This window comes from Streptomyces nigra, from assembly GCF_003074055.1.
Classification (GTDB): domain Bacteria; phylum Actinomycetota; class Actinomycetes; order Streptomycetales; family Streptomycetaceae; genus Streptomyces; species Streptomyces nigra.
In genome coordinates this window covers 1,645,932-1,672,332 of record NZ_CP029043.1, presented here as the reverse complement: position 1 = coordinate 1,672,332, position 26,401 = coordinate 1,645,932, and the positions used below count along the sequence as shown (strand labels likewise).

Below are 26,401 nucleotides of genomic sequence, written 5' to 3'. Positions count from 1 at the left end.
TGATCGACGGCCCGGTACCGGCCCGTCCCCCGTCCTCCGCACGGCAAGATGGCGGGAGATCATCCGCCGTGACGACAGGAGTGCCCCGCCCATGTTCCAGCGCGTCCCCCGTGCCCTGCGACGGCTGACGGCGGCCGTGGTCCTGTGCGGCACGCTCGGGGCGGCCGTGACCGGCTGCACCGGTTCCGGCGGCTCCGGCGGCTCCGGCGATGAGTCGGACGGTGCCGTGCCCCGGGCGGTGCGGGCACCCGAGCCCGGACTCGCCTTCGACTACCAGATCGGCGGTCCCTACCGGCCCCCGGCCGGGGTGCGCGCGGTGTCCCGCGACCGTACGTCGGAACCGGCGGAGGGCGTCTACAACATCTGCTACGTCAACGCCTTCCAGGCCCAGCCGGAGACCGACGACTGGTGGCACGAGCACCACCCGGACCTGGTGCTGCGCGACGCCGACGGCGACCCGGTCGTCGACCGTGACTGGGACGAGCTCGTCCTGGACATCTCCACGTCGGGCAAGCGCGGGCGGCTCGCGCGGATCGTGGGCGAGTGGATCGACGGCTGCGCGAAGGCCGGCTTCGACGCCGTGGAGGCGGACAACCTCGACTCGCACGAGCGCTCCGAGGGGCTGCTGACCGCCGCCGACAACGTGGCCTTCGGCAAGCTGATCGCCGCCCGGGCGCACGCCGCCGGGCTCGCGATCGGCCAGAAGAACGCCGCCGAACTGGCCGACCGGGGCCGCCGGATCGGCTTCGACTTCGCGGTGGCGGAGGAGTGCGGGCAGTACGACGAGTGCGATGTGTACGCGGACGCCTACGACGGCCGGGTCTTCGACATCGAGTACCGGAAGGACGGCTTCGACGCGGCTTGCGAGGACTGGGGCGACCGGGTGTCCGTGGTGCTGCGGGACCTGGACGTGGTGGCGCGGGGGGAGTCGGGCTACCGGCGCCGTACCTGCTGAGCCGCTGTACCGGTGCCGGCTGATGTGTACGCTCGTACACATGGGATACCTGCTGCTCGCCGGAGCCATCGCGGCCGAGGTGGCCGCCACCACCGCCATGAAGTACAGCGAAGGCTTCAGCAGGCTGCTGCCCTCCGTGCTGACCGCCCTCGGCTACCTGATCTCCTTCACGCTGCTCGCGCAGACCCTGAAGACCGTCTCCGTCGGGACGGCCTACGCGATCTGGGCCGGCGTCGGCACGGCCACCATCGCCACCATCGGCGTGCTGTTCCTGGGGGAGGGGATGACCGCCGTCAAGGCCGCCGGTATCGCGCTGATCATCGTCGGCGTCGTCGTGCTCAACCTGGGCGGTGCGCACTGATGGCCCGGCGCTACGACCCCGAACGGCGTCAGCGGATCATCGACGCGGCGATCCGGGTGGTCGGCGCGCACGGCATCGGCGGGCTGAGTCATCGCACGGTGGCGGCGGAGGCGGATGTGCCGCTCGGCTCCACGACGTACCACTTCAAGACCCTCGACGATCTCCTCGTGGCCGCGTTGCGCCAGGCCAACGAGGGGTTCGCCAAGGTGATCGCCTCGCGCGGCGGTCTGGAGGACCCGGGGACCGACCTGGCCGCCGAGCTCGCCGGCTGGATGGGCGAGTGGCTGGCGGGCGACCGCACCGGCGTGGAGCTGGAGTACGAGCTGTACCTCGCCGCGCTGCGCCGGCCCGCCCTGCGCCCGGTCGCCGCCGAGTGGGCCGGTGCCCTGGCCGCCCTGCTGGCCCGCCACACGGACCCGGTCACGGCACGGGCGCTGGTGGCGCTGATGGACGGGATCTGCCTGCAGGTACTGCTCACGGAGGTGCCGTACGACGAGGAGTACGCGCGCGAGGTACTGGGCCGGGTGCTGCGCTGAACGAGGGCGGCGGGGCCGCGGGGGAGTCGGTGCGAGGCCCGTCCGGAGCCGCCGTCCGGCCGCACGTCCGGCCCGTACGCTGAGACGCCGCGGAGGCCGGTTGGCCCGCGTGGCCCCGCGCCGGTTAGGTTTCCCTCATGACCGACACGACTGCTCCTCGCACCACCGGCGCCGTGGCCGCCGGCCTCGCCACGATCGCCGCCGACGGCACCGTTCTGGACACCTGGTTCCCCGCGCCCGAACTCGTCGCCGAGCCCGGCCCCTCCGGCAGCGAGCGGCTGTCCGCCGAGAAGGCCGTGGAACTGCTCGGTGAGGGCGCCGCCAAGGCGATCGGCCCGGACGCCCGGCGCGGTGTCGAGGTCGTCGCGGTCCGCACGGTCATCGCCTCGCTCGACGAGAAGCCCATCGACGCGCACGACGTCTACCTGCGCCTGCACCTGCTCTCCCACCGCCTGGTCAAGCCGCACGGCCTGAGCCTGGACGGACAGTTCGGCTTCCTCGCCAACGTGGCGTGGACGTCCCTCGGCCCGGTCGCCGTGGACGACGTCGAGAAGGTCCGCCTGAACGCCCGCGCCGAGGGCCTGCACCTCCAGGTGACCTCGATCGACAAGTTCCCGCGGATGACGGACTACGTGGCCCCCAAGGGCGTGCGCATCGCCGACGCCGACCGGGTCCGGCTGGGCGCACACCTCGCCGAGGGCACGACGGTCATGCACGAGGGCTTCGTCAACTTCAACGCCGGCACGCTCGGCACGTCGATGGTCGAGGGCCGTATCTCCGCGGGCGTCGTCGTGGGCGACGGCTCGGACATCGGCGGCGGCGCCTCCACGATGGGCACCCTGTCCGGCGGCGGCAACGTCATCATCTCCATCGGCGAGCGCTGCCTGATCGGCGCCGAGGCGGGCGTGGGCATCGCGCTGGGCGACGAGTGCGTGGTCGAGGCCGGCCTGTACGTCACGGCGGGCACCCGCGTGACGATGCCCGACGGCCAGATCGTCAAGGCCCGCGAACTCTCCGGCGCCTCCAACATCCTCTTCCGCCGCAACTCGGTCACGGGCACGGTCGAGGCCCGCCCGAACAACGCGGTGTGGGGCGGCCTGAACGAGGTCCTGCACAGCCACAACTGACCACGGGCGGCCGTGCCTTTCGGCCGCCGAATCGATCAACACCCTGCCCTGCGGCCGAGTTGACGGCACCCGTCGACGTCGGTCATCGCTGAGCGCCCTTCCACGGCCCCAAGCCGAGCCCGGGAGGGCGCTCACGGGCTCGGTCCACCGGCCCCCGGTTCCGGTGACGGTCGGCGGCGGGTGAGCGGCACGGGCGAAACCGGCCGGATTCGAACCGGCGTCCTCGCGGTTTTGGAGACCGCGCGCGACGACCACTGCGCTACGGCCTCGCCCTACAGGGAGCCTACGGCCAGGCCGGCCGCTACGGGGCATGAAGGGGTCCGGCGGCAAACGAAGCATGGAACGGCGCGGCGAGGGTGGGCCTCCGGTGGGCGCGGGGGGCCCGCCGGGGGCAGAACACCCTGCAGTTCCTCATCGAGGCGGTGCTGCTCGGGCTGTTCGGCGGACCGGCCGGCGCCGCGCCGGGCGTCGTGGCGGTGTTGGGGTACGCGGCCGTGCAGGAGTGGCCCGCCATCGTGCCGCCGGCGTGGATCGTGGCCGGCCCTGCGGTGTCCGTGCTGGCCGGGACCGTGGCCGGTCTGTACCCCGCGCTGCGGGCGGGCCGGATGTCACCCACCGGGGCGCTCCGCTCGGCCTGAGACCCCTCTCATCGCCCCTCTGACGTGCACGAACGAGGTACTTCGCGTGACCTTCGGCCGGGGCAGGCAGATGAACGGGTGGACACAGGGTCCGATCAGACGCCGAACCGATGAGATGAGGGCCGAGGTTTGAGGACGGCACGGAGGAGGACGGGGCGCGGGCTGCCGCGGCTCGGAGCGGGACTGCTGGCCGCGGGCGCCGTGTGCGGGCTGGCCGCGGGGAACGCCCACGCCGACGAGAGCAACCACGGGGCGCACAACGGGCCCCGGATCGGGCTGGTCAACACCGGGCAGGTCGACGACCCCATGGAGGATGTGCTGGAGCACTTCCTGCTCGTGGGCGACGGCTACACCTGGAGCTGAGCCGGGCTGATGGAGGGGGAGGGCTTCGGCCCTCCCCTTTTTTTCGCCGGGTGGCATAGCGGCGGGGGTCCGCGCGCGTCACAGGGAGCAGGAGGGGCGGACGTCCGGTCCGTCCGGGGGGAAGAGAAGGTGACGATGGATGCCGAAGCTGAGGACGGCTTCCGGGAGTTCGTGGCGAGCAGATCGTCCGCGCTGCTGAGGACCGCGGTGCTGCTGAGCGGCGGCGACCGGCACGCCGCCGAGGACCTCCTGCAGAACGCCCTGATCAAGGCCGCCGGCCGCTGGCAGCGCATCGACGAACCCGAGGCGTACGTACGGCAGATCCTGTACCGGCAGCAGATCAGCCGCTGGCGGCTGAAGTGGCGCCGGCGCGAACTCACCGTCGCCGAGCCCCCGGAGCACGGGAGCGGCCCGGACGACACCTCGGCAGCCGCCGAACTGCGGCTGCTGATGCGCGGCGCGCTCGCCCGGCTCACCCCGCGCCAGCGCACCGTCCTGGTGCTGCGCTACTTCGAGGACCTGCCCGAGGCCGACGTGGCCCGCATCCTCGGCTGCTCGGTCGGCACGGTACGGTCCACCACCCACCGCTCGCTCGCCCGGCTGCGCGCCCTCGCCCCCGAGCTCCGCGCCCTCGGCCCCGAGGCGCCCGGCACGCCCGGCGCCCGGCCGGCGCCGTCCCGCGACTTCTCCCCGATGGAGGTGCGTTAAGTGAACGTCGAGGACCTGGTACGCCACTCCCTGCGCGAGCAGGCCGGCGAACAGCCGCCCGTCGACGCGGGCTTCGCCGACCGGGTGCTCACGGCCCGCCGGCGCCGCCGCACCCGCCGGATCGCCTCCGTCGCGGCGGCCACCGCGGCCGTGGTCGGCATCGCGGTCGCCGTGCCCCTGCTCGGCGGCGGCGAGCCGGACACCCGCCCCGCCGTCGGCCTGCGGCAGGACGGCGTCCAGGCCCACCCGGACCAGTCGCCGCCGCGCCAGGCGATCGGCGCCGGCGAGACGGTGCTCGCCGCCCACTACACCACCGAGCTGCGCACCGAGTCCGCGAAGCGGGGCAGCATGGAGCGCACCTACTGGCTGCTCGACAAAGAGACCGGCACGTACAGGAAGGACACCCGCTGGTCGTACGTCGCCGTCGCGCCCGGACTGAAGACGGCCGCCGTGCTGGAGCGGGGGCTGCCCGCCCACCGGATCGGCCTGCTCGACCTGGCGTCGGGCCGCGTCGAACGCTGGATCCCGGTCCAGCACGGCGTCGGCGGCCTCGCGTTCAGCCACGACGGGAGCAGGCTCGTGGCGACGACGTACAAAGAGAACCCCGACCTGCGGACCAAGGAGAAGGTGAACGGTCCCGACGGGCCGGTGTGGGAGTGGACCTCCGCGTACGGCCGGTCGAGCCGGTCCGGCTTCTACGTCCTCGACATCGGGCGGGAGACGGGCTCCTACGGCTGGAGCGCCGTCCCGCCCGGGAACGACATCAACGCCCGTCAGGACTTCGCGTTCAGCCGGTCCGGCGACCTGGTGTACGGGCAGTACATCGGCGACCGTGACGGACTCCAGCGGTTCTACTCCTTCGACGGCGAGAAGGCCGCCGCCCCGGCCGGGGAGAAGCATCTGCGCTCGGACGTCCCCGCGCGGCTGTCCCCGGACGGCCGGCTCGCCGCCCTCGGGCTCTCCAGGGAGCTCGACGGCTCCCCGGGCCGGAGCTACTCCTCGATCCTCGACCCCCGCACCGGCAAGGAGATCGCCAAGGTGCGCGGCGCCCAACTCCTCGCCTGGGCCGACGACAAGCGGCTCATCGCCTGGGAGCGGGTGACCGGGCTGGACGAGCCGTACCGGCCCCGGCTGGTCCTGGTCACCCTGGGCAGCGACAAGGTCGTCCCCCTCAGCGGCGTCCGTGAACCCGACAAGGACGTGCAACAGCAGGGCTGGGAACCGGTGTTCGCCCGCCGGTGAGCTACCGGGTCAGCTCCTCGTACGCCGCCAGCAGTCCGTCGGTCGCCTCCCGGCCGGCGGACCGCAGCGGTGCGCGGACCGGGCCGCCGGGCAGGCCGAGGGCGCCGAGCAGGGCCTTGGCGGTGACGGCTCCGGGCAGTCCGGCGCTCATCATCAGCTCGATGAGCGGGATGGCGCGTTGCTGGAGGCGGGCGGACACGGGGGTGTCGCCCGCCTCGAACGCGTCCAGCACCGACCGCAGATGACGCGGGATCACATTGGCGACCGTACTGACATAGCCGGTGCCGCCCACGGCACGGAGGGCGAGGATGTGCTCGTCGCAACCGGCGTAGTACGCCAGTCCCGTGCGGCCGATGACCTTCTGGGCGCCCAGGAAGTCGTACGAGCAGTCCTTCACCGCCACGATCCTCGGGTGCCCGGCGAGCCGCAGCATCGTCTCCGGTTCGATGCGGGTGCCGGTGCGGCCGGGGATGTCGTAGAGGACGAGCGGCAGTCCCGCCGCGTCGGCGACCTCGCGGAAGTGCGCCTCCACGGCGTCCTGCGGGGGCCGGCTGTAGTAGGGGGCGACCACCAGCAGACCGTCGGCGCCCGCCTTCTCGGCGGACAGGGCCAGTTCGACCGTGTGGCGGGTGTCGGCGGTGCCGACACCCGCGACGATCGAGGCACGGTCGCCCACGGCCTGCCGTACCGCCCGGATGAGGTCCGCCTTCTCGGCGTCGGAGGTCGTCGGCGACTCGCCGGTCGTCCCTGACAGCACCAGCCCCTCGCACCCCTCGTCCACCAGCCGCCCCGCGAGACGCTGGGCGCCGTCGAGGTCGAGCGCGCGCTCCGCCGTGAACGGGGTGACCATCGCGCACAGGGCGCGGCCGAAGGGCGCGGCGGCGAGGGTGTCGGCAGTCGTCATGGAAGTAGTGTCGGCAGGCGCGATCGTGTAGCTCCACTTAATTTGTCTACGAGATATTGGTAAGCAGTGCTGATGGGTCGTCGAAGGGCCTGTCCAACTGGCCAGTCGTCGGCCGCACTTGACCTCGATCAAACTTGAGGTCGAAAGGTGGTGTCCGCGGGTGACCGCCCGCGTACACGACCACCCGGAGGCCGTCATGACCCGCCGTACCGAGAACCAGCCCGACCCCGCCCGTCCCGACCTCGGCGCCGCCCTCTTCAGCACCTGGCGGGTGGGGACACCGCTGCGGCAGAAGGAGGCCGTCGAGGCGATCGCCGGGGCGTGGGAGCGGCGGCCCTGGCCCGCCGGGGGACTGCTCGGGTACCACGTCTACACCGGGCACGACGCCTCCACCCTGCTGCACTACTCGCAGTGGCGGAGCCCGCAGGACTACGACGCCTTCGTCAAGGCGCACCGTCAGGAGCGGGTCGACGAGATCGACACCGCCGTCCCCGGGATCGAGCGCCTCGGGCTCGGGCACTTCCGGCACTACCGCAGCCTGGTCCGGCCGGGCGACACCCGGGTGCCCGGCTGTGTCGTGATCGTCGACATCGAGTTCGAGGGGCCCGACCCGGACCGTCGGCGGGCCTGGGTGGACGCCGTCGCCGAGGCACTGGAGGCCGAGCCGCGCCCGCACCCCGGGGGCGTCTCCGCCCACTTCCACCTCTCCATCGACGGCACCCGGGTCCTCAACTACGCCGAGTGGGAGACCGCCCAGGCCCATGTCGACGCGCTGGCCGCGCCCGGCGACGGGATCGGCTCGGCGACCGGGCTGTGGCGGCGTGTGCAGACCTGGCCGGGGCTCAAGGGCAGCACCGTCAGCCGGTACGACCATGCGCTCGGCCTCATCCCCGGCTGAGCCTGCCGGGGGCCGTCTCACCGAAAAATCGGGTCGCCTGGACAAAAAAAATTTTCGGTGAGACGGTGGACGCATGCTGGACGTCACCGTGATCGAGGACCCCGAGGCCGCAGCCGTCTGTCTGGACCCCATCCGGGCCAGGCTGCTCGCCGAGCTGGCGGCCGGGCCCGCCTCGGCCGCCATGCTGGCCGGAAAGGTCGACCTGCCCCGCCAGAAGGTGAACTACCACCTGAAGGCCCTGGAGCGGCACGGCCTGGTCGAGCTGGCCGGGGAGCGCCGCAAGGGCAACGTCACCGAGCGGCTGATGCGCGCGACCGCCGCGTCGTACGTGATCTCCCCGCTCGCGCTGGCGTCCGTACAGCCCGACCCGGACCGCTTCCGCGACCAGCTCTCCGCCCGCTGGCTGCTGGCGCTCGGCGCCCGGCTCGTCCGGGACGTCGGCTCGCTCATCACCGGGGCCGCCAAGGCCCGCAAGCGGCGGGCCACCTACGCGCTGGACGGCGAGGTCCGCTTCGCCTCGGCGGCCGACCGGGCGGCTTTCGTCGAGGAACTGACCGCCGGAGTGAGCGCGCTGATCCGGAAGTACGACGCGCCCGGCGCCGAGAGCGGCCGCGACCACCGGATCGTCGTGGCCCTGCATCCCACGCTCAAGCCCACCGGGGCCGACGGGCCCGCGCCCGTGTCCGGCCCGGAACCGACCCCGTAGCACCCAGGAGAACGTCATGCCGAAGGAATTCGAGATCGCCCGCGAGTTCGAGGTCGACGCCACGCCCGAGGAGGTGTGGGAGGCCGTGACCGCCGGCACCGGCGGCTGGCTCTGGCCGATGGAGCCGCCCGAGCCCCGTACGGGCGGCAAGGGGCCGTTCGGCTCCGAGGTGACCGTCTGGGACCCGCCGCACCGCTACACCAACCGCGTCGAGGACGTCGAGGGGATCTCCGAGCAGACCCTCAACCAGCTCGACTACACCGTCGAGCCGCGCGACGACGGCCGCCGCGCCTGGGTGCGCTATGTGCACAGCGGGATCTTCGTCGACGACTGGGACAACCAGTACGACGGCGCGAGCCGCCACACCGACTTCTATCTGCACACCCTGCGCCAGTACCTCACGGTCTTCCGGGGCCGGCCGGTCACCGCCTTCGCCGCGTTCGACGGGCCCGAGGCGGCCAAGGCGCCGGACGCCCTCGTCATCGTGGGCCACGCCCTGGGCCTCGCCGACGACACGGCCGGGGGCGCGCGGGTGCGGGTCACCGGTCCCGGCGGGCAGGTGACCGACGCCGTCGTCGACTACCGCGACCCGTACTTCCTGGGGCTGCGCACGGACGACGCGCTGCTGCGCTTCTTCGGCCGCAACCACTGGGGCCATGTCGTCGGCATGTCCGTGCACGACTTCGCGCCGGGCGCCGACGCCGCCGCGGACGAGGAGACGTGGAAGGGCTGGCTGAACGGCGTGTTCAGCCAGCCCTGATCACGACGGGAGACTACGGACGGAACCGCAGTACCTGCGGGTCGTGGTCGCTGATCTGGTCGTTGAACTCGGCGTTGATGTGCACGCTGTCGTACTCGAAGTCGCAGCCGCGCCGGATCGAGGGGCTGACCAGGATCTGGTCCAGCGTCTGGGCGTTGCCCTGGTAGACGTACGAGTAGCGCTCGCTCCTCGGCAGCGACTTGATCGCCGACCAGAGCACGCCGTCGTCCTCGAGGATCTTGGCGGTGCCGGAGAACTCGAAGTCGTTGATGTCGCCGAGGGCGATCACGTCCGCGTTCTTCTGCGTCTTCAGGACGTCCTCGACGAAGCCGTGGACCGCCGCGGCCTGCGCATGGCGCTGGACCTCGGAGCTCCGGGACGGCGGCTGGTACTGCGAGGTCAGACCTTGGTCGCCGCCCTTGGAGTTGAGGTGGTTGGCGATCACGAAGACGGTCTTGCCCCGGAAGACGAACTCGCCGGCCAGCGGCTTGCGGCTGTTCGCGAAGGCCGCGTTCGCCGGGTCGATCCGGCCGGGGGAGACCGTCAGGGCGGCCTTGCCGCGCACCTTCGTGACACCGGCGGGCGTGGTCGCGTCGCCGCCCGCGCGGTCGGTGAAGGAGACCCGCTCCGGGTTGAACAGGAACGCCTGGCGGATGTTGCCGCCCGGCTCGCCGCCGTCGGCGCCGTCCACCGGGTCGATCGAGCGCCAGTCGTAGCGGGGGCCGCCCGCGGCGACGATCGCGTCCGCCAGCTTCGCCAGCGTCTGACCGGCGGAGACCGTCCCGTCGTTCGTCGCGCCGTTGTCGTCCTGGATCTCCTCCAGCGACACGATGTCGGGCGAGCGCAGGTTGTTCACGATCGCGGAGGCGTGCGCGGCGAACGTGGCGTCGGACGGGTCGAGGTTCTCCACGTTGTACGTGGCGACCGCGAGCTCCGTGCGGGCCTGCCGGCGCGTGGTCTCCTTGGCCAGACCGGCACTCTTCAGCGTGCCGATCTCGTTGGCGACCAGGGTGTAGCCGCCGTACTGGTTGTAGTCCAGGGGGCCGGACGTCGTGCCCGTGAGGACGTCGCCGACGTTCGCGGCGGGGAAGTCGGCGGGCTTGCCCAGGGACTGGATCTGCAGCCGGCCCGTGTTCTGCGCGTCGTAGGAGCCGTAGACCGTGACGCCGCGGCGGGAGGCGTTCTCCCTCGGCTTCACCGTCACCCACAGTTCGGTGTACGGGTCGGTGGCGCCGACCACGCGGGTGTCGGCGACCTGGACGTTCTCGCCCTCCAGGGACTCGTAGAAGTCCAGGGCGTACTCGGCGGGCCGCAGGGTGAGGCCGTTGATGGAACCGCCCGCGGCGCTGTCGCCGGCCGGGCTGTAGGCGGCCGGCACCGACTTCGCGTCGACGACCCGGGCGGCCGGGACCGCGTTGCCGCTGGAGACGACGGTCACGGTGGGGCGGGTGATCTCGGTGACCGACTGGTTGCCGGAGGAGGCGCCGCCGGGCACGAACTCGGTGACCGTGCCCGCCACCAGGACCGAGTCGCCGACGGCGACCTTCGGGGTGGAGCTGGTGAAGACGAACACGCCCTCACTGGTGGCCGGGTCGGCGTCGGGATTCGGGTCCTGCATCCAGAAGCCTCTGGAGGAGCCGTAGCCGCGCACACCGGTGACGATTCCGGCCACATCGGTGACCTGCCGGCCGGCGTACGGGGATATGCGCGTGGAGCCCTGGATGTCGTGGATGGCGGCGGTGTCCGCGTGGGCGGGAGCGGTGAGGGCGACGGTGGACGCCGCGGAACAGACGGCGGCGACGGTGAGCGCGGCGAGACGCGCGGACTTCTTGCTCGGCAAGGGATCCCTCCGGGGACATGCGTGGGCGCCGGGACGAGGGTGGTGCGGGCAACGCTGGAGGCGCGACCGGCGGTGCGACGACGCGCGTAGAAATCCAGTGAACAGATGTCCGCCAAATTTCTACGCGCGTAATCTCGTTGGTGGTCATGTCACTTGTCAAGGTTTCGGCCATGTACGCCGCCCTGCGGGGAGATGAACCGGGCGGCATGGGTGGATATCCGTCTAGGCTGAGCGGCTGAACCCCGACGGGTACGGCCGCGCAAGTCCTAGGAGAACCAGCCGATGTCAGACAGCTCCCCCCTGCCGCCGGTACGGCTGCACCCCGAAGCGGAGCTGGCGCGGGACGCGCTGTCCACGCCGTTGCTCTCCCGTGCCGCCCGGCTGGCCCGCTGGGCCGGCCCGGACACCCGGGTCGACGCGGGCGGCGGCCTCGTCGACGAGCAACTGCCCGCCGCCGCCGAGGTGCTCGGGCTCACCGGCGACGACGCCGCCGCGCACACGAGCGAGGCCTGGCGGGTGGCCGTCGACACCGGACTGGTCGAGGTCGTCGACGAGGAGGCCGGCACGGTCACCGCGGGCGCCGATCTGGACCTGCTGACCCGGGGCGCCCCGCAGGACGTCCTCGCGGTGTGGCTCGCCGCACTGGAGACGGCGCTCGCCGACGCCGGCGTGCCCGACCTCGACGACCTGGTCGACGCCATGGAGGCCGGGGGAGAGGTCGACCTGTCCTCCCTCGACTGGGACCCGGAAGGCGAGGCGGAGTTCCTCGACGGTGTCCTCGGCAACCTGTACCTGCTCACCGTCAGCGAGGACGGCCCCCAGGGCGGCCCGGTGCCGCTGCCGGCCCTCGCCGCGTCCGTGATCGTGCCCAGCGACATGAGCGAACCCACCAACGACGTGCTGGAGCAGGTGTCCGACGCCATGATGCGGCTGGACGACCAGTTCCGGGCCCTGGAGCCGGCAGGTCTCGTCGCGTACCAGCCGGTCGACGAGGCGCTGCTCGCGGACGCCGACGGCGCCGAGGAGCCCGCGGCCGGCGTCGACGACACCGACGTCTCGCGCTACGGCATGGTCCGGCTCACCCCGCTCGGGCTGTACGGGCTGCGGGCCCGCTTCCTGGAGGCCGGCTTCGACGCGCCCGCCGTCGGCGACCTCGCGGACAAGGGTGCCGAGACGCTCCTCGACGGCACCGCCGGCTATCCGCAGAGCGCCGCGCAGGCCGAGACCGAGCAGTGGCTGGCCCGCCGTGACCCGCTCCCCGCCGCCCGGGAGCTGCTGTCCGCCGCCAAGGGCCTGGACGAGGGGGCGCCGCTGCGCCGGCTGCGCTGCCAGCAGGCGCTGTCGCTGGTCGGCGCCGAGGCGGAGCCCGCGCTGCGGGAGGTCCTCGACGACGCCGAACTGGGCGGGCTGGCCCGGGTCTGGCTGTCCGAGGCGGGCTTCGCCGACGTCCCGCCGCCCACCCAGGAGCTGGTGTTCTGGCTGACCATCGACACCCTCGCGGCCCAGCTGGCGGCCGAGGGGAACTCCGAGGAACTGCGGGCGCTGGTGGAGGGCCTGGCCGCCCAGCACAGCGGCTTCTTCGACAAGGTGTGGCGGGTCGGGCACCCGGCCACGGCGGACGTCCTGGAGGCGATGGGCCGGCTTCACCCGGACAAGAAGGTGGCCAAGGAGGCCCGTAAGGCGGCTTTCAAGGCACGCTCGCAGCACGGGAGTTGATCACTCTCCTTTGGGAGATGATGGCGCCGCGATTAATTCGCTCGCCCTCTCCCGCGGCCACTCCTTACAGTGATGAACGTCCAGGTGCGAAGGCAGGACCTACTTCCACTGATAATGGGGCGGTCGCGGGTTCGAGTCCCGCCGCCGGCACAACGCGCCGGTGTAGCTCAGGGGTCAGAGCACCTACGTCGGTTCCGCCGACTTCGATCTCTGGACACCACAACTTCACGCACCTCCCGGTGCGCCGGCCGCGGTTACTTCTCTTCCAAAGAATCCCGACCGCGGCCAACTCGATCTCGGGAGGCGCAGCTCATGGTGGGTGCCCGGTGCGCAGGCGGCGGATACTTCGGGGAACTGGTGGGGGACATCCCCCGTGCGGGTTCGAATCCCGTCATCGGCTCAGGGCCGGTGTGGCGGAACGGAAGACGCGCCAGTTGACAAGGACCGCAGCCGAATTCGTCCTCGGGCACCCTCCTTCTGCCGCGCCTTCCTCCGTGAAGGCAGCAGCAAAAGAGGGGGAATTCCATCATGGCGCGATTCAACACGCGGGCCGCCAAGGCGCAGCCCACCTCGCGGGTGACGTCGACCGGCCGTGTCCTGCGCACCTATGAGGGCGGCCGGGGAAGCGAGCGTGACGCGCGTTCCGAACTGTTCCTGCTCGCCGTCGCCAACTTCGTCTCCCAGAAGACCTTCTACGAGAGCGGCGCCGACCGCGACGACCGGTTCGCCGCGCTCGTGCGCGAACTCGCCGTCAGCGACCCGGAGTGGACGGCCGGCCTGCTCGGCTGGCTGCGCACCGAGGGCAACCTCCGTACGGCCGCCCTCGTGGGCGCCGCCGAGTATGTGAAGGCGCGCCTGGACGCGGGCGCCTGCGACGGCCCCGCCAACCGGCGGGTCGTCGACTCGGTGCTGCGCCGCCCCGACGAGCCCGGCGAGCTGCTCGCCTACTGGACCGCGACCTACGGCCGCAATGTGCCCAAGCCCGTCAAGCGCGGCATCGCCGACGCCGTGCGCCGTCTCTACAGCGGCAAGTCGCTGCTGAAGTACGACACCGCGTCCAAGGGCTACCGCTTCGGCGACATCCTCAACCTGACGCACGCGGCGCCCGACCCGGCTAAGCCGTGGCAGGGCGAGCTGTTCCGGTACGCGCTCGACCGCCGGCACCACCCGGAGACGGCCGTGCCGCCCGCGGCGGACGCCGTGCTCACCGCGCACCGCGAGCTGATGGCGGTGCCGGTCGGACAGCGGCGCGCGCTCGTCACGTCCGAGGGCGGCGCCGAGCGGCTGGCGGCGGCCGGGATGACCTGGGAGGCGCTCGCGGGCTGGCTCCAGGGCCCCATGGACAAGGCGGCCTGGGAGGCCGTCATCCCGTCCATGGGTGTGATGGCGCTCGTGCGGAACCTGCGCAACTTCGACGAGGCCGGCGTCAGCGACGAGATGGCGGCCCGGGTCGCCGCCCGGATCAGCGACCCGGCGGAGGTCGCGCGGTCGCGGCAGTTCCCCTTCCGGTACCTCGCCGCGTACCGGCACGCGCCCTCGCTGCGCTGGGCGTACCCGCTGGAGCAGGCGCTCGGCCACTCGCTGGCCCATGTGCCCGCCCTGCCGGGCCGGACGCTGATCCTCGTCGACCGCTCGGGTTCGATGTTCTGGTCGCGGCTGTCGGACCGCTCCGAGCTGAACCGCGCCGACGCGGCGGCGATCTTCGGCACCGCGCTGGCGCTGCGCGCCCGCAAGGCCGACCTGGTGGAGTTCGGCTCCACCAGCGCCGCCGTGCCGTTCCGCGCGGGTGAGTCGGTGCTGAAGATCCTCGGCCGCTTCGGCGACCTCGGCGGCACCGACACCACCGGCGCCGTCCGCGCGCACTACCGCAGGCACGACCGGGTGCTGATCGTCACCGACGAGCAGTACGCCCCCAGCCACCACGGCGACCCGACCGAGCAGGTCCCCGCCGACGTGCCGGTCTACACCTGGAACCTCGCCGGCTACCGCGCGGGCCACGGCCCGTCGGGCACCGGGAACCGGCACACGTTCGGCGGACTGTCGGACGCCGCGTTCCGGATGGTGCCGCTGCTGGAGAGCGCCCGGGACGCGGACTGGCCCTGGGCGGCCTGAGGGGGACTGATACGGCCCGCACTCCTCAGGGCTGTCCCGTCATTCCCGGCGGACGACCCGACAACGCGGCTACGGCACCTCGCCGCGTTGTCGGGTCGTCCGCATACATCCGGTATGCGGACGGCCCGCCGCCTTGCGATGCACCGCATCCGACGCCGCGCGCCGATCCACCGGGAATGACGGGACGGCCCTTAGCTGGTCAGGATCTCAAGGACGGGAGCGAGCTCCGGGTCGAAGGGCGGAGGCGGTCCGACCGGCTGGGGGGATAGCAGGTCCGTGATGTGCGTGGTCATGTGTTCTCCTTGTGGTGGTCGACTGGGTGCCTGCCTGCCCCAGCTCACGGGGCAGCGGCTCGTGTCATGTGACCAATGCGGCCCGCCATCTGGTGGGGCGACCTGAGCGCTCGACACGTGAACTGGTGACGCGCAGCGTCGGGGGACGCGCGGCACGATCGCGACGACCAGGCCGGCGCCGGAAGCGCGACGACGGCGTCGTCGACGCGCTTCTCGGTGTCGCGGCAGCGTCTGAGAGTTCTCCGTGTGAAGGAGGGGGTTCCGCCGTCGGACCGAGCAGTTCGCGAGTGGCTACTCGGAGCCGGTGCTTGGCTCAGACGGTTCGGACAGTGCCGCCGTCAATGACGTACTCCGCGCCCACAATGGATGAGGCTCGGTCCGAGACAAGGAAGCCGACCAGGTCCGCAACCTCTTCCGTCGATGCGAACCTTCCGAGCGGAACCCCTCCGAGGGAAGCCATCAAGCTCTGCTTCGCCTCCTCGCGGGTCAGTCCGTTGCCCTCGGCGAGCTGGTCGATGAAGCCCTCATACGCTCCGGTCTGAATCCCCCCGGGGCTGACAGCGTTTACTCGCACTCCTCGTGGCGCCAGTTCGTTCGCAAGACCCTTGCTGTATGTACGCAGCGCACCCTTCGCTGACGCGTACGGCAACGTCGCGTCGTGCAACGGCATCTGACGCTGGATCGACGTGACGTGGACAACTACGCCTGATCCGGCCTCCACCATTGCCGGCAGAAGCGCTCGATCCAGTCGGACGGCTCCCAAGAAGTTCAGGTCGAGTTCCGCCAGCCAGTGCTCCTCAGTCGCTGCCGCGTACCCGCCAGGCGGGGTTGACGACCCTCCGACAACGTGCACCAGGATGTCCAGCGCACCTCCCTCGGAGATCTTGGACGCCACAACCTCCACACCGCCCACCGTGGAAGTGTCCGCCTCGATGAATCGGTCGGGGCGCTCGTAGCCGCCGGGCATGGTGCGTGCCGTGGTCCACACGTCGGCACCCATCTCTCGCAGTCTCTCTACGACGGCCTTGCCCGAGCCCTTCGAACCGCCCGTGACCAGCGCCCGGCGACCGTCGAGACGATCGCGATCTGAACTAGACATTTTTCTCTCCACTGAAGATCGAGGTGGTGCGGGTTCGGTCAGGCCGGGTGGTTGGCGATGACGAGTTCGGCGATGAGGTCGTCCCGTAGCGCGAACCGGTAATCGAGCTCGGCGACGCCACCCGGGAAGGTGCCTTCGAGCCGCACGGTCACCACCCAGTGGGTGCCATCGACGCGGTGAACGCCGATTTGCTCGGTCGTGTATTCGAATTCGGACCCGGCGTCCCGCAGGAACGCGTAGGTCTTCTCTCGGCCGCGGAAGGTCTCGTCCTGATCGACGATCACCGCATCCTCGGCGAGGAACGACGAGGCGGTGTCGGCGTCGCGGACGATGTGGGCTGCGAAGAACCTGCGCACGGTGGTCGGGAGCAGGTCGGAGGGGAGATCGGTGTGCTGTGTCATGAGCCCACCGTGTGACCTCACGGCGGGGGAGGGTCAAGCCGTGGACTCTCCCCCAGGGGGAGCGTTCAGAATGACGGGATGCTGACCATCGGCGAATTCTCGCGGCTGACCCACCTGAGCGTACGAACCTTGCGCCGGTATCACGAGGCGGCCCTGCTGGAACCCGCCGTGGTGGACGAGACCACCGGTTACCGCTACTACGGCGTCGACCAGATCCCGACCGCCCAGGTCATCCACCGGCTCCGCGAGCTCGACGTCCCCCTGAACGACGTGCAGCAGATCCTGCGGACCCCCGACCCCGGTGTCCGGGCGGCCCTGGTCACGGACCACCTGCAACGCCTCGAGGACACGCTCGACCGCACCCGCGCCGCGGTCGTGTCGCTGCGCCGCCTCCTGCGGCCCGACCCCGCGCCGATCGACGTCGAGCTGCGAGCGGAGCCCGCCCGGACGGTCGCGGCGGTGGAGGCCGTGGTCGGGCATCAAGACATGGCGACCTGGTACGCAGGCGCGATGGCCGAATTGGAGGCGGCAGTCGGCGCCGCCGTGACCGGACCGCCGGGCGGCTGCTACGACAACGCCCTTTTCGAGCAGGAGCGCGGTCACGCGGTCGTCTACCTGCCGACCGCTGCGCCACCTCGCACCGGACGCGTGCACCCCACGACTCTGCCGGCCGCGGAACTGGCCGTGACCACCCACGTCGGCGAGCACGACGGCATCGAGGTCACGTACGGCGAACTCGGGACCTGGGTCGTGGAGAACGCGATGTCGGTGGCCGGGCCGGTACGGGAGCGCTACGTTGTCGGCCCCCGCGACACCAGCGATCCCGCCGCATGGCGCACCGAGATCGGCTGGCCGGTCTTTCGTGTCACCTGAAGCGGTCGGTGCGGTGCGGAGCCCTGGAACAACGGAGCGGACAGCCCTTGGGGGTGCGGGCCGCACCTTTGCCCGGGTCGCGCTCCTCCGGGCACGCCCTCTTGTCCACTCGGGTAGCTGACATCTAACATTTCAGTTCATGGAGGCCATGCGACCCGTCGGCCGGACCCTGCTGCGGGACCGGGCGTACGAGGCGATCCGGGACGCCATCGTGGCCGGGGAGATCGAGCCCGGAGCGGTGGTGCGCGACGCAGACCTGGCCGAGCGGCTCGGGCTGTCCCGGGCGCCGGTGCGCGAGGCCTTCTCGCGGCTCGTGGACGAGGGGCTGCTGGAGAGCAAACCGCAGAGCTACACCCGGGTCACGCCCCTCGTGGCCGCCGACGTCCGGGACGCGGCCGCCGTGGTCGGCGCGATGCACGAACTGGTCACCAGGGTCGCCGTGCCCCGGCTGACCGGCGCGGACGTGGACGCCATGCGCGCCGCCAACACGCGGTTCGCCGCCGCCGTCGCGGACGGCGAGGTGGACCTCGCCCTGCGGGCCGACGACGCCCTGCACGACGTCCTGGTCCGGATGAGCGGCAACCGTGCGGCGGCGGCCACCGTCGCCCGTTACACCCCGCTCATCCGGCGCCTGGAGCGGCAGCGGTTCGGGGAGGGCGGCACCTGCCGCTCGGCCGGGCTGCACGACCGGCTGATCGAGGCGTGCGCCGCCGGGGACGTGGACGCCGCCGTCCGCGTGACCGCGGAGATCTGGCGCACCCTCGCCGACCTGGCCGACGACCTGGCCGACCCGGAGACACCGGGCGGACCGGGCTCCGGCTGACACCGAGGACGATCCACCCCCTTCCCTGGAGGCGCCCCATGTCCCCGTCCCTCTCCTCCTACGCGCGCCACCCCCTCCTCTTCGGACCGTCCCCCGTGCACCCGCTGGAGCGGCTGACCGCCCACCTCGGCGGCGCCTCGCTGTGGGCCAAGCGCGAGGACTGCAACTCCGGGATCGCCTACGGCGGCAACAAGACCCGCAAGCTGGAGTACCTGGTCGCCGACGCGCTCGCCCAGGGCTGCGACACCCTCGTCTCCATCGGCGGGGTGCAGTCCAACCACACCCGGCAGGTCGCGGCCGTCGCCGCCCGCGCGGGCCTCAAGTGCGTGCTGGTGCAGGAGAGCTGGGTGGACTGGCCCGACGCCGTCTACGACAAGGTCGGCAACATCCTGCTGAGCCGGCTCGCCGGAGCCGATGTCCGGCTGGTGCGCGCCGGGTTCGGCATCGGCTTCAAGGAGAGCTGGGAGCAGGCCCTGCGGGAGGTGGAGGAGTCCGGCGGCAAGCCGTACGCCATCCCGGCCGGCGCATCCGACCATCCGCTCGGCGGACTCGGCTTCGCCGGATGGGCGTACGAAGTCGCCGAGCAGGAACGGGAGTCGGGGGTCTTCTTCGACACGGTCGTCGTCTGCTCGGTGACCGGCTCCACGCAGGCCGGGATGGTCGCCGGGTTCGCGGCGCTGGAGGAGGCGGGGGGACGTCCGCGCCGGGTCATCGGCGTCGACGCCTCCGCGAAGCCGGCCGAGACCCGGGCGCAGATCGCCCGGATCGCGGACCGCACCGGGCGGCTCATCGGCGTGGAACGGGAGCTGACCGAGGCGGACGTCGAACTCGACGAGCGCTACCACGCGGGCACCTACGGCATACCGGACGACACCACCCTGGACGCCATGCGGCTGGCCGCACGCACCGAGGGCATGGTCACCGACCCCGTCTATGAGGGGAAGTCGATGGCGGGCATGATCGACCTCGTCCGGCGCGGGGAGATCGGACCGGACTCCACGGTGCTGTACGCCCACCTGGGCGGGCAGCCGGCGTTGAACGCGTACAGCGCGTTGTTCTGAGCCGGGGCTCGGTGGACGGGGCCAGGCCGACGGTGGGGGGCGCTCTCCGGACGAGGGAGCGCCCCCCACCGTCGTACCTCCCGCTACAGCGCCTGGGCTGCGGGCTTCACCATGCCGCGGACCGTGCGGGACTTCACGAAGTCGCCGACGGCCGTCATCTCCCACTCGCCGGAGAACTGGCGGATGAGCTTCGCCATGATCACGCCGGTCTGCGGCTCGGCCGCGGTGAGGTCGAAGCGGACCAGCTCCTCGCCGGTCATGGCGTCCATCAGCCGGCAGTACGCCTTGGCGACCTCGGTGAACTTCTGGCCGGAGAACGAGTTGACCGTGAAGACCAGGCCGGTGACGTCCATGGGGAGGCGCCCCAGGTCGACGGTGATGACCTCGTCGTCCCCGGCGCCCTCACCCGTGAGGTTGTCGCCGGAGTGGCGGATCGCGCCGTTCACGATCTGCAGCTTGCCGAAGTAGCAGCTGTCGATGTGGTTGCGCTGCGGGCCGTAGGCGATGACGGAGGCGTCGAGGTCGATGTCCTTGCCGCGGTATGCCGGCTCCCAGCCGAGGCCCATCTTGACCTGCGACAGGAGGGGCTGGCCGCCCTTCATCAGGGAGACGGTCTGGTTCTTCTGGAGGCTGACGCGGCCCTTGTCGAGGTTGATCTTCCCGGCGCCGGGCGCGGGCGGGGCGGGCGGGGCGGGCGGTGCCGAAGGGGCCGGGGGAGCGGCCGGGGTGACGGGGGCGGCCGCCACGGGCGGGGCCGGCGGGGTGGTGGGCTGGGGCGGGGCGACGGGGGTGGCGGCCGGGGCCGGTTCCTCGACGGTGACGCCGAAGTCGGTGGCGATGCCCGCCAGGCCGTTCGCGTAGCCCTGGCCGACCGCGCGGGCCTTCCACTGGCCGTTGCGCAGGTAGATCTCCATGATCACCAGCGCGGTCTCGTCGCCGAGCTGCGGGGGAGTGAAGGTGGCGAGGACGGCCTGGTCGTCGGCGCCGCGGAGGGTGGCCGTGGGCTCGATGCCCCGGAAGGTCTGGCCGGCCGCGTCCGGGCTCGCCGTGACGACGATCTTCTCGATGCCCGGGGGTACGGCGGTGGTGTCGACCGTGATCGAGTCGGGGGAGGTGCCGCCGCCCGAGCGGTAGGTCACGCCTGGGCCGGACGGCTGGTTGTAGAAGATGAAGTCGTCGTCGGAGCGCACCTTGCCGTCGGCGGTGAGCAGCAGGCCCGATACGTCTAGCCGCACCGGGGCGGTGACGTCCACCGTCACGCGTGCGGTGGGGAGAGGGATGTTCGAGCCGGGGGTCATAGCTGTCATGCCGGGTGAACGAGCGAGGCCGTTTTACCGTTCCCTTACCCGGGGCTGAACGGTGGGTGCCGGGCATTTTCTCTCGCCCCCGCCGCCCCTACCCGTCCCGTCCCTCGGGGGCTGCCGCCCCCGGACCCCCGCTTCGGCCCTGAACGGGCCTCGTCCTCAATCGCCGGACGGGCTGGGTGGGAGCGAGGTGCGTCCTCGAGCGACGGACGTGCTGGGTGAGGGCCGAGGTGCGTCCTCGGGCGAGGGACGGGGTGGGGTCAGCCGCGGTTGCGGGGGTGGGCGCGGGCGGTGCGTTCGTTGCCGCGGCGGTAGTTGCCGGTCCAGCGGGCCATGACGAGTTGCGGGTCGGTCGTGACCTCGGCGAGGAAGCGGGCGGCCCGGTCGCCCCGCAGGACGGTGGCGCGGCGGCCGTGGTGGGTGATGTCGACGGTTCCGTCGGGATGGGCCTCGTACGCGAAGCCGCTCGGTTTGGGCATGCGGTGGATGGTACGGGCGCGGGGGTGCCGACGCCCAAAGGTTTTCCCGGGGGCTGCCGCCACGCCGGAGGGGTTGTGATCAGCCCGTCCGGCGTTTGAGGACGAGGCCCTTTCAGGGCCGAGAGCGGGGGTCCGGGGGCGGCAGCCCCGGGGATGGGACGGGTAGGGGCGGCGGGGGCGAGGGAAGCTCTACGGCACGACCACTATCTTGCGGCCCACTCCCGCCGCGAACTGGTCCAGGGCCTGGGGGTACTGATCCAGCGGGAGGCGGTCGCTGATGAAGACGTCCGGGTCCAGGACACCGTTCGCGAAGAGCTCCGCCGCGCGTTCATAGCTGTGCAGGACGGCCATCGACCCCGTGATGGTGATCTCCTGGTTGTAGATCCGGTACGGATCGATCTCCACGCGCGTCGCGTAGTCGGCGACGCCGAACTGCAGGAACGTTCCCGCCTTCGCCACCCGGCCGAGCCCGTCCTGGATCGCCCCCGCGTTGCCCGTCGCGTCGATCACCAGCTCCCACCCCTGCGGGCGGTCCAGCTCGTCGGCGCCGGCGGCGGACGCCGAGACGCCGAGGGCGCGGGCCGTCTCCAGCCGGGCCGGGTTGACGTCCACGACGTCCACGCTCGCCGCCCCCGTCCGCTTCGCCAGTTCCAGCATCATCAGGCCCATCGTGCCGGAGCCGTAGATGAGGACGTGCGCGCCGAGGCGGGACCGGAGCACGTCGTAGCCGCGCACCGCGCAGGACAGCGGCTCGATGAGGGCCGCGTCCTGGGTGCGGACGTGCTCGGGGAGCTTCACGCAGTTCGCCACCGGGGCGACGGCGTACTGCGCGGCCCCGCCCGCCGTGGTGACGCCGATCGCCGCCCACCGCTCGCACAGGTTGTTGTGCCCCGTACGGCAGTAGCGGCACTCGTGGCAGTACAGGGAGGGGTCGACGGCCACCCGGTCGCCCACGGACAGCTCCGTGACACCGGTGCCGACCCCGACGACCTCGCCCGCGAACTCGTGCCCGGGCACGATCGGCAGCTCGGGCGCGAACTCGCCCTGGAGGATGTGCAGATCGGTGCCGCACAGGCCGCACGCGGCGACCTCGACGACGACCTCGCGCGGGCCGGGCGTCGGGTCGGGGACCTCGGCGACGACGGCCTTGCCCACGGACTCGATGACGGCGGCCTTCATTTCACGGCTCCCAACGACAGGCCCTGGACCAGCTTGTCCTGGGCGGCGAACCCCGCGGCGAGCACCGGCAGGGAGATGACGAGCGACGCGGCGCACACCTTGGCCAGGAACAGGCCCTGGCTGGTGATGAAGCCGGTCAGGAAGACGGGTGCGGTCTCGGCGACCACGCCGGTGAGCACCCGGGCGAAGAGCAGCTCGTTCCAGCTGAAGATGAAGCAGATCAGAGCGGTCGCGGCGATGCCCGGCAGGGCGATCGGGGCCACCACGCGGGTGAGCACCGTCGGCAGCCGAGCCCCGTCCACCCGGGCCGCCTCGATCACGGCGACGGGGATCTCGGCGAGGAAGGACTGCATCATCCACACCGCGATCGGCAGGTTCATCGAGGTGTAGAGGATGACCAGCAGCCAGATGTTGTCGAGCATGCCGGTGTTCTTCGCGAACAGGTACAGCGGCAGCAGGCCCGCCACGGCCGGCAGCATCTTCGTCGACAGGAAGAAGAACAGGACGTCCGTCCACTTCCGCACCCGGCGGATCGACAGCGCGTAGGCCGCCGGGAGGGCGAGGACCAGGACGAACAGCGTGGAGACGAGTGACGCCACCGCCGAGTTGATCAGGGCCGGCCAGGGGCTAGCGCCGCCGCCCGCGCCGAAGAACTCGCGGTAGCCGTCCAGGGTCAGGGACGCGGCGAAGGACGGCGGGTTGGTCGCCGCGTCCTGCTCGGAGTGGAAGGACGTCAGCGCCATCCAGGCGATGGGCAGGAAGAACGCGATCCCGAGCAGCCAGGCCACCAGGCCGAGGCCCGTTCCCTTGCGGCGGCTGCGAAGTCGTACGGCCACGGCGCTCATGCGCGTGACACCTCCTCGCGGAACAGGGACGACACCACGCGCAGCGCGAAGGTCGCGATGATGATCGAGCCGATGACCACCAGGACGCCGGCCGCCGAGGCGAGGCCGTTCTCATGGGCCTGGTAGAAGCTCTGGTAGACGGTGTAGGGGAGGTTGGCTGTGCCGAGGCCCCCGGACGTGAGCGTGAAGACGGCGTCGAAGTTCTGGACGATGTAGATCGAGCCCAGCAGGGCGCCGAGTTCGAGATAGCGGCGCAGGTGGGGAAGGGTGAGATGGCGGAAGATCTGCCAGTCGCTCGCGCCGTCGACGCGGGCCGCCTCGATCTGCTCGTGGTCGCGGCTCTGCAGGCCGGCCAGCAGGATCAGCATCATGAACGGCGTCCACTGCCAGACGAGCGAGGCCTCCACCGCGAGCAGGGGGGTGTTGGAGATCCAGTCCGGCTGTGGGCCGCCCACATAGTGCAACAGCCCATTGAAAAGGCCGTATTCAGGGTTGTAGAGCACATGCTTCCAGAGCAGTGCGGCGGCGACCGGTACGACGAGGAACGGCGCGATCAGCAGGGTGCGGACCACTCCGCGGCCCTTGAAGCGGCGGTCGAGCAGCAGGGCGAGCAGCAGTCCGAGGACCAGGCTGGCCAGCACCACCGCGACCGTCAGCAGCACGGTCGTCCACACCGAGTGGCGCAGGTCGGCGTCGGTGAGGACCTCCTGGTAGTTGCCCAGCCCGGCGAACTTCCGGGCGTCCGGGTACAGGGAGTTCCAGTCGAAGAAGGAGATGACCAGCGTCGCCACGAACGGCAGCTGGGTCACCACGATCATGAAGATCAGCGCGGGCAGCAGGGGTGCCCTGGTCGCCCAGTTGCGCAGTCGGGCGGAGGGCGGACGGGTGGTGCGTACGGACGGTGTGGCCACGGGGGCCGTGGTGGTCGCTGTCATCGCCCCTCGTACTCCTCGGAGATCTTCTCGGCGAGCTGCTGGGACTTCCTCAGGGCCGAGTCGACGGACTGGCGTCCGGCGATGGCCGCGCTGATCTCCTGGGAGACCTTGGTGCCGAGGTCGGTGAACTCGGGGATGCCGACGAACTGGATGCCGGGCGCGGGCCGCGGCTGCACACCCGGGTCCTTCGGGCGGGCGCCCTCGATGGACTCCTTCGTCATCTCCTGGAAGGCCGCCGCCTCCGCGCGGTAGTCCGGGTCGGCGTAGGTGGAGGCGCGCTTGCCGGCCGGGATGTTGGACCAGCCGAACTCGTCGCCGACGAGCTGCTCGTACCGCTTGCCCGACGCCCAGGAGACGAACTTCCAGGCCTTGTCGGGGTTGCGGGAGGCGTCCTGGATGCCCCACGCCCAGGTGTAGAGCCAGCCGGAGGACTCGGTCTTCTCGACGGGCGCCGGGGCGTAGCCGACCTTGCCCTTCACCGGGGACTTGGCCGCCTCCAGGGAACCGGCCGCCGAGGTGGCGTCGTACCACATGGCGACCTTGCCCTGGGTCATGTTGTTCAGGCACTCGGCGAAGCCGGACTGGGCCGCGCCGGACTCGCCGTGCTCCCGCACCAGGTCGACATAGAACTTCGTCGCCTTCTTCCACTCGGGGGAGTCGAGGCGCGCCTTCCAGTCCTTGTCGAACCAGGTGCCGCCGAAGGTGTTCACGACCGTCGTCAGCGGGGCCATCACCTCGCCCCAGCCCGGGAGTCCGCGCAGGCAGATGCCCTTCATGCCCGGTTCGGCGCCGTCCGTCTTCGCCGCGAACTCGGCCACCTGCTGCCAGGTGGGGTGCGCCGGCATGGTCAGGCCGGCCTTCTCGAAGACGTCCTTGCGGTACATCAGGAAGGACGACTCGCCGTAGAAGGGCTGGCCGTAGAGCTTGCCGTCGTCACCGGTGAGGGATTCGCGCATCGGCTTGAGGACGTCCTGCTCGTCGTAGCCGGGGTCCTCGGCGACGTAGGAGTCCATCTCCTTCAGCCAGCCGTTGCGGGCGTAGATCGGTATCTCGTAGTTGGAGAGCGTGGCGACGTCGTACTGGCCGGCCTGGTTGGCGAAGTCCTGGCTGATCTTGTCGCGGACGTCGTTCTCGGGGAGGACGGTGAAGTTGACCTTGATGCCGGTCTCCTGCGTGAAGCGCGGCGCGAGCTTCTGGAGCTCGGTCATCTGGGGGTTGTTGACCATCAGGACGTTGATGGCGTCACCCCCGGAGCCGGCCCCGCCCGCTCCGGTCCAGCAGCCGGAGAGCAGCGGGGCGAGCAGCGTCCCTGCGGCGGCCGCGGCGAGCGTGGCTCGCGGTGGCCGTCGTCGGCTCTGGGTTCGCATGGATCGCTCCTGGACGTGAGGGACTTATGGGGAGACAAGGGGCGGCCGACGGTGTGGCGGTGCCCCGTGGGGAGGGGGGTGGTGCGTCAGACGCGGACGACCTGCGGCCCCATGAGCGCGTAGCGGTGGGCCTCGGCGGACGGGAGCAGGGTGCTCGTGACGATCGTCTCCAGCGCGCCGATCTCGGCGAACCGGCAGAAGCTGACCGCCCCGAACTTGGTGTGCACGCCCGCGAACACGGTGCGGCGCGCCGCGCGGATGGCCTGGGCCTTGACCTCGCTGACCGCCGGGTCGGGCGTGGTGAGGCCGTGTTCGCGGGAGATGCCGTTGGCGCCGATGTACGCCAGGTCGATGACGAAGCCGGCCAGCATCTTGGTGGTCCAGTGGTCGACCGTGGCGAGGGTGCCGGACCGGACCCGCCCACCGAGCAGGAGCACGGAGGCGTGCTCGGACCCGGCGAGGGCGCCCGCGACCGGCAGGGACGCGGTGACCACGGTCAGCGGCCGGTCGGTGGGCAGGGCCTCGGCGATGAGCTGCGGGGTGAAGCCCTCGTCGACGAAGACCGTCTCGGCGTCCCCGAGCAGCTCGGCCGCGGCGGCCGCGATCCGGCGCTTCTCGGGGACGTGGCTGGTGGCGCGGAAGGCGAGCGTCGTCTCGAAGCCGGCGCTCTCCACCGGGTAGGCGCCGCCGTGGGTGCGGCGCAGCAGCCCGTGGTCCTCCAGGACCCGCAGGTCCCGGCGTACGGTCTCCTTCGCCACGCCCAGCTCGGCGGCGAGCGCGGTGACGTCCACGGAGCCGTCGCGCCGTGCGGCCCGCACGATCTCGCGCTGCCGGTCCTCGGCCGTTCTCGTGCTCATGCCCGACCCTTGCCTTTCG

At 71.7% G+C, this 26,401-nt stretch carries 27 protein-coding genes and 1 tRNA gene; 16 read left to right on the top strand and 12 right to left on the bottom strand.

The window, feature by feature from the left end:
• The first annotated feature begins 91 nt into the window (after positions 1-91).
• The 4 genes from DC008_RS07805 (at position 92) to dapD (ending at position 2,979) form a co-directional block, all read left to right on the top strand.
• Positions 92-955, top strand: coding sequence for an endo alpha-1,4 polygalactosaminidase (locus DC008_RS07805; RefSeq protein WP_108706319.1), 864 nt, complete (start codon positions 92-94; stop codon positions 953-955).
• 40 nt (positions 956-995) lie between these two features.
• On the top strand, positions 996-1,316 hold the full coding sequence (locus DC008_RS07800) for a DMT family transporter (protein WP_108706318.1): 321 nt from the start codon (positions 996-998) through the stop codon (positions 1,314-1,316).
• A complete protein-coding gene (locus DC008_RS07795) occupies positions 1,316-1,852 on the top strand; it encodes a TetR/AcrR family transcriptional regulator (RefSeq protein ID WP_108706317.1) in 537 nt (178 codons plus the stop codon). The genes DC008_RS07800 and DC008_RS07795 overlap by 1 nt, the downstream gene beginning before the upstream one ends.
• 137 nt (positions 1,853-1,989) lie before the next feature.
• Complete coding sequence (gene dapD, locus DC008_RS07790) at positions 1,990-2,979, top strand: 2,3,4,5-tetrahydropyridine-2,6-dicarboxylate N-succinyltransferase (protein ID WP_055621438.1); 990 nt, start codon at positions 1,990-1,992, stop codon at positions 2,977-2,979.
• A gap of 194 nt (positions 2,980-3,173) precedes the next feature.
• Here dapD and DC008_RS07785 read toward each other — a convergent pair.
• Positions 3,174-3,248 (bottom strand) — tRNA-Trp (locus DC008_RS07785).
• 87 nt (positions 3,249-3,335) lie between these two features.
• Between DC008_RS07785 and DC008_RS07780 the strand changes: the two genes are divergently transcribed.
• From DC008_RS07780 to DC008_RS07765, 4 genes are all read left to right on the top strand, one after another.
• The gene (locus DC008_RS07780; RefSeq protein ID WP_108706316.1) at positions 3,336-3,617 is read left to right on the top strand and encodes an ABC transporter permease; all 282 of its coding nucleotides are present in this window, start codon (positions 3,336-3,338) and stop codon (positions 3,615-3,617) included.
• Between the two features lie 129 nt (positions 3,618-3,746).
• Entirely contained in the window at positions 3,747-3,980 is a 234-nt protein-coding gene (locus DC008_RS07775; RefSeq protein WP_108706315.1) for a hypothetical protein, read from the top strand.
• Between the two features lie 135 nt (positions 3,981-4,115).
• Complete coding sequence (locus DC008_RS07770; protein ID WP_108706314.1) at positions 4,116-4,688, top strand: SigE family RNA polymerase sigma factor; 573 nt, start codon at positions 4,116-4,118, stop codon at positions 4,686-4,688.
• Positions 4,689-5,930, top strand: a complete 1,242-nt coding sequence (locus tag DC008_RS07765) for a hypothetical protein (RefSeq protein ID WP_108706313.1) — start codon at positions 4,689-4,691, stop codon at positions 5,928-5,930. It begins immediately after the preceding gene.
• 1 nt (position 5,931) lies between these two features.
• Here the strand turns inward: DC008_RS07765 and dapA are convergent, their stop codons facing one another.
• On the bottom strand, positions 5,932-6,834 hold the full coding sequence (gene dapA, locus DC008_RS07760) for a 4-hydroxy-tetrahydrodipicolinate synthase (RefSeq protein ID WP_108706312.1): 903 nt from the start codon (positions 6,832-6,834) through the stop codon (positions 5,932-5,934).
• A gap of 196 nt (positions 6,835-7,030) precedes the next feature.
• Here dapA and DC008_RS07755 point away from each other — a divergent pair, with 196 nt between their 5' ends.
• The 3 genes from DC008_RS07755 to DC008_RS07745 all read left to right on the top strand — a co-directional run bounded on the left by DC008_RS07755 (position 7,031) and on the right by DC008_RS07745 (position 9,198).
• A complete protein-coding gene (locus DC008_RS07755) occupies positions 7,031-7,732 on the top strand; it encodes an antibiotic biosynthesis monooxygenase family protein (protein WP_108710600.1) in 702 nt (233 codons plus the stop codon).
• 73 nt (positions 7,733-7,805) lie between these two features.
• Positions 7,806-8,438: an ArsR/SmtB family transcription factor gene (locus tag DC008_RS07750; protein WP_108706311.1), complete on the top strand. Its 633-nt coding sequence runs from the start codon at positions 7,806-7,808 to the stop codon at positions 8,436-8,438.
• Between the two features lie 16 nt (positions 8,439-8,454).
• Positions 8,455-9,198: an SRPBCC family protein gene (locus DC008_RS07745; protein ID WP_108706310.1), complete on the top strand. Its 744-nt coding sequence runs from the start codon at positions 8,455-8,457 to the stop codon at positions 9,196-9,198.
• A gap of 13 nt (positions 9,199-9,211) precedes the next feature.
• Here the strand turns inward: DC008_RS07745 and DC008_RS07740 are convergent, their stop codons facing one another.
• The gene (locus tag DC008_RS07740; RefSeq protein WP_108706309.1) at positions 9,212-11,038 is read right to left on the bottom strand and encodes an endonuclease/exonuclease/phosphatase family protein; all 1,827 of its coding nucleotides are present in this window, start codon (positions 11,036-11,038) and stop codon (positions 9,212-9,214) included.
• Between the two features lie 282 nt (positions 11,039-11,320).
• Here DC008_RS07740 and DC008_RS07735 point away from each other — a divergent pair, with 282 nt between their 5' ends.
• Both DC008_RS07735 and DC008_RS07730 read left to right on the top strand, forming a co-directional pair.
• Positions 11,321-12,754: a hypothetical protein gene (locus tag DC008_RS07735; protein WP_108706308.1), complete on the top strand. Its 1,434-nt coding sequence runs from the start codon at positions 11,321-11,323 to the stop codon at positions 12,752-12,754.
• A gap of 528 nt (positions 12,755-13,282) precedes the next feature.
• Positions 13,283-14,866 (top strand): TROVE domain-containing protein, encoded by a 1,584-nt coding sequence (locus DC008_RS07730; protein ID WP_108706307.1) that lies wholly within the window; start codon positions 13,283-13,285, stop codon positions 14,864-14,866.
• 606 nt (positions 14,867-15,472) lie between these two features.
• Here DC008_RS07730 and DC008_RS07725 read toward each other — a convergent pair.
• Both DC008_RS07725 and DC008_RS07720 read right to left on the bottom strand, forming a co-directional pair.
• Positions 15,473-16,258, bottom strand: coding sequence for an SDR family oxidoreductase (locus DC008_RS07725; protein ID WP_108706306.1), 786 nt, complete (start codon positions 16,256-16,258; stop codon positions 15,473-15,475).
• Between the two features lie 38 nt (positions 16,259-16,296).
• Positions 16,297-16,659 carry a nuclear transport factor 2 family protein gene (locus DC008_RS07720; protein ID WP_108706305.1) on the bottom strand — a complete coding sequence of 121 codons (363 nt, stop codon included), beginning with the start codon at positions 16,657-16,659 and terminating at the stop codon, positions 16,297-16,299.
• A 78-nt stretch (positions 16,660-16,737) separates the two neighbouring features.
• On the opposite strand from DC008_RS07720, the gene DC008_RS07715 reads away from it, so the two are divergent.
• From DC008_RS07715 to DC008_RS07705, 3 genes are all read left to right on the top strand, one after another.
• Positions 16,738-17,532 (top strand): MerR family transcriptional regulator, encoded by a 795-nt coding sequence (locus DC008_RS07715; protein ID WP_108706304.1) that lies wholly within the window; start codon positions 16,738-16,740, stop codon positions 17,530-17,532.
• A 139-nt stretch (positions 17,533-17,671) separates the two neighbouring features.
• Positions 17,672-18,355, top strand: a complete 684-nt coding sequence (locus DC008_RS07710) for a GntR family transcriptional regulator (RefSeq protein ID WP_108706303.1) — start codon at positions 17,672-17,674, stop codon at positions 18,353-18,355.
• A 38-nt stretch (positions 18,356-18,393) separates the two neighbouring features.
• The gene (locus DC008_RS07705; RefSeq protein ID WP_108706302.1) at positions 18,394-19,416 is read left to right on the top strand and encodes a 1-aminocyclopropane-1-carboxylate deaminase; all 1,023 of its coding nucleotides are present in this window, start codon (positions 18,394-18,396) and stop codon (positions 19,414-19,416) included.
• An 83-nt stretch (positions 19,417-19,499) separates the two neighbouring features.
• On the opposite strand, the gene DC008_RS07700 is transcribed toward DC008_RS07705, so the two are convergent.
• The 7 genes from DC008_RS07700 to DC008_RS07670 all read right to left on the bottom strand — a co-directional run bounded on the left by DC008_RS07700 (position 19,500) and on the right by DC008_RS07670 (position 26,382).
• Entirely contained in the window at positions 19,500-20,714 is a 1,215-nt protein-coding gene (locus tag DC008_RS07700) for a TerD family protein (protein WP_208646103.1), read from the bottom strand.
• 266 nt (positions 20,715-20,980) lie between these two features.
• The gene (locus DC008_RS07695) at positions 20,981-21,199 is read right to left on the bottom strand and encodes a hypothetical protein (RefSeq protein ID WP_108706300.1); all 219 of its coding nucleotides are present in this window, start codon (positions 21,197-21,199) and stop codon (positions 20,981-20,983) included.
• A gap of 189 nt (positions 21,200-21,388) precedes the next feature.
• On the bottom strand, positions 21,389-22,378 hold the full coding sequence (locus tag DC008_RS07690; protein ID WP_108706299.1) for a zinc-dependent alcohol dehydrogenase family protein: 990 nt from the start codon (positions 22,376-22,378) through the stop codon (positions 21,389-21,391).
• Positions 22,375-23,223, bottom strand: coding sequence for a carbohydrate ABC transporter permease (locus tag DC008_RS07685; RefSeq protein WP_108706298.1), 849 nt, complete (start codon positions 23,221-23,223; stop codon positions 22,375-22,377). The genes DC008_RS07690 and DC008_RS07685 overlap by 4 nt, the downstream gene beginning before the upstream one ends.
• The gene (locus DC008_RS07680; protein ID WP_055621424.1) at positions 23,220-24,158 is read right to left on the bottom strand and encodes a carbohydrate ABC transporter permease; all 939 of its coding nucleotides are present in this window, start codon (positions 24,156-24,158) and stop codon (positions 23,220-23,222) included. The genes DC008_RS07685 and DC008_RS07680 overlap by 4 nt, the downstream gene beginning before the upstream one ends.
• Positions 24,155-25,525, bottom strand: a complete 1,371-nt coding sequence (locus tag DC008_RS07675) for an ABC transporter substrate-binding protein (protein ID WP_108706297.1) — start codon at positions 25,523-25,525, stop codon at positions 24,155-24,157. Before DC008_RS07675 ends, DC008_RS07680 begins: the two co-directional genes overlap by 4 nt.
• A gap of 86 nt (positions 25,526-25,611) precedes the next feature.
• Positions 25,612-26,382: a DeoR/GlpR family DNA-binding transcription regulator gene (locus DC008_RS07670; protein WP_108706296.1), complete on the bottom strand. Its 771-nt coding sequence runs from the start codon at positions 26,380-26,382 to the stop codon at positions 25,612-25,614.
• Between the last annotated feature and the right edge of the window lie 19 nt (positions 26,383-26,401).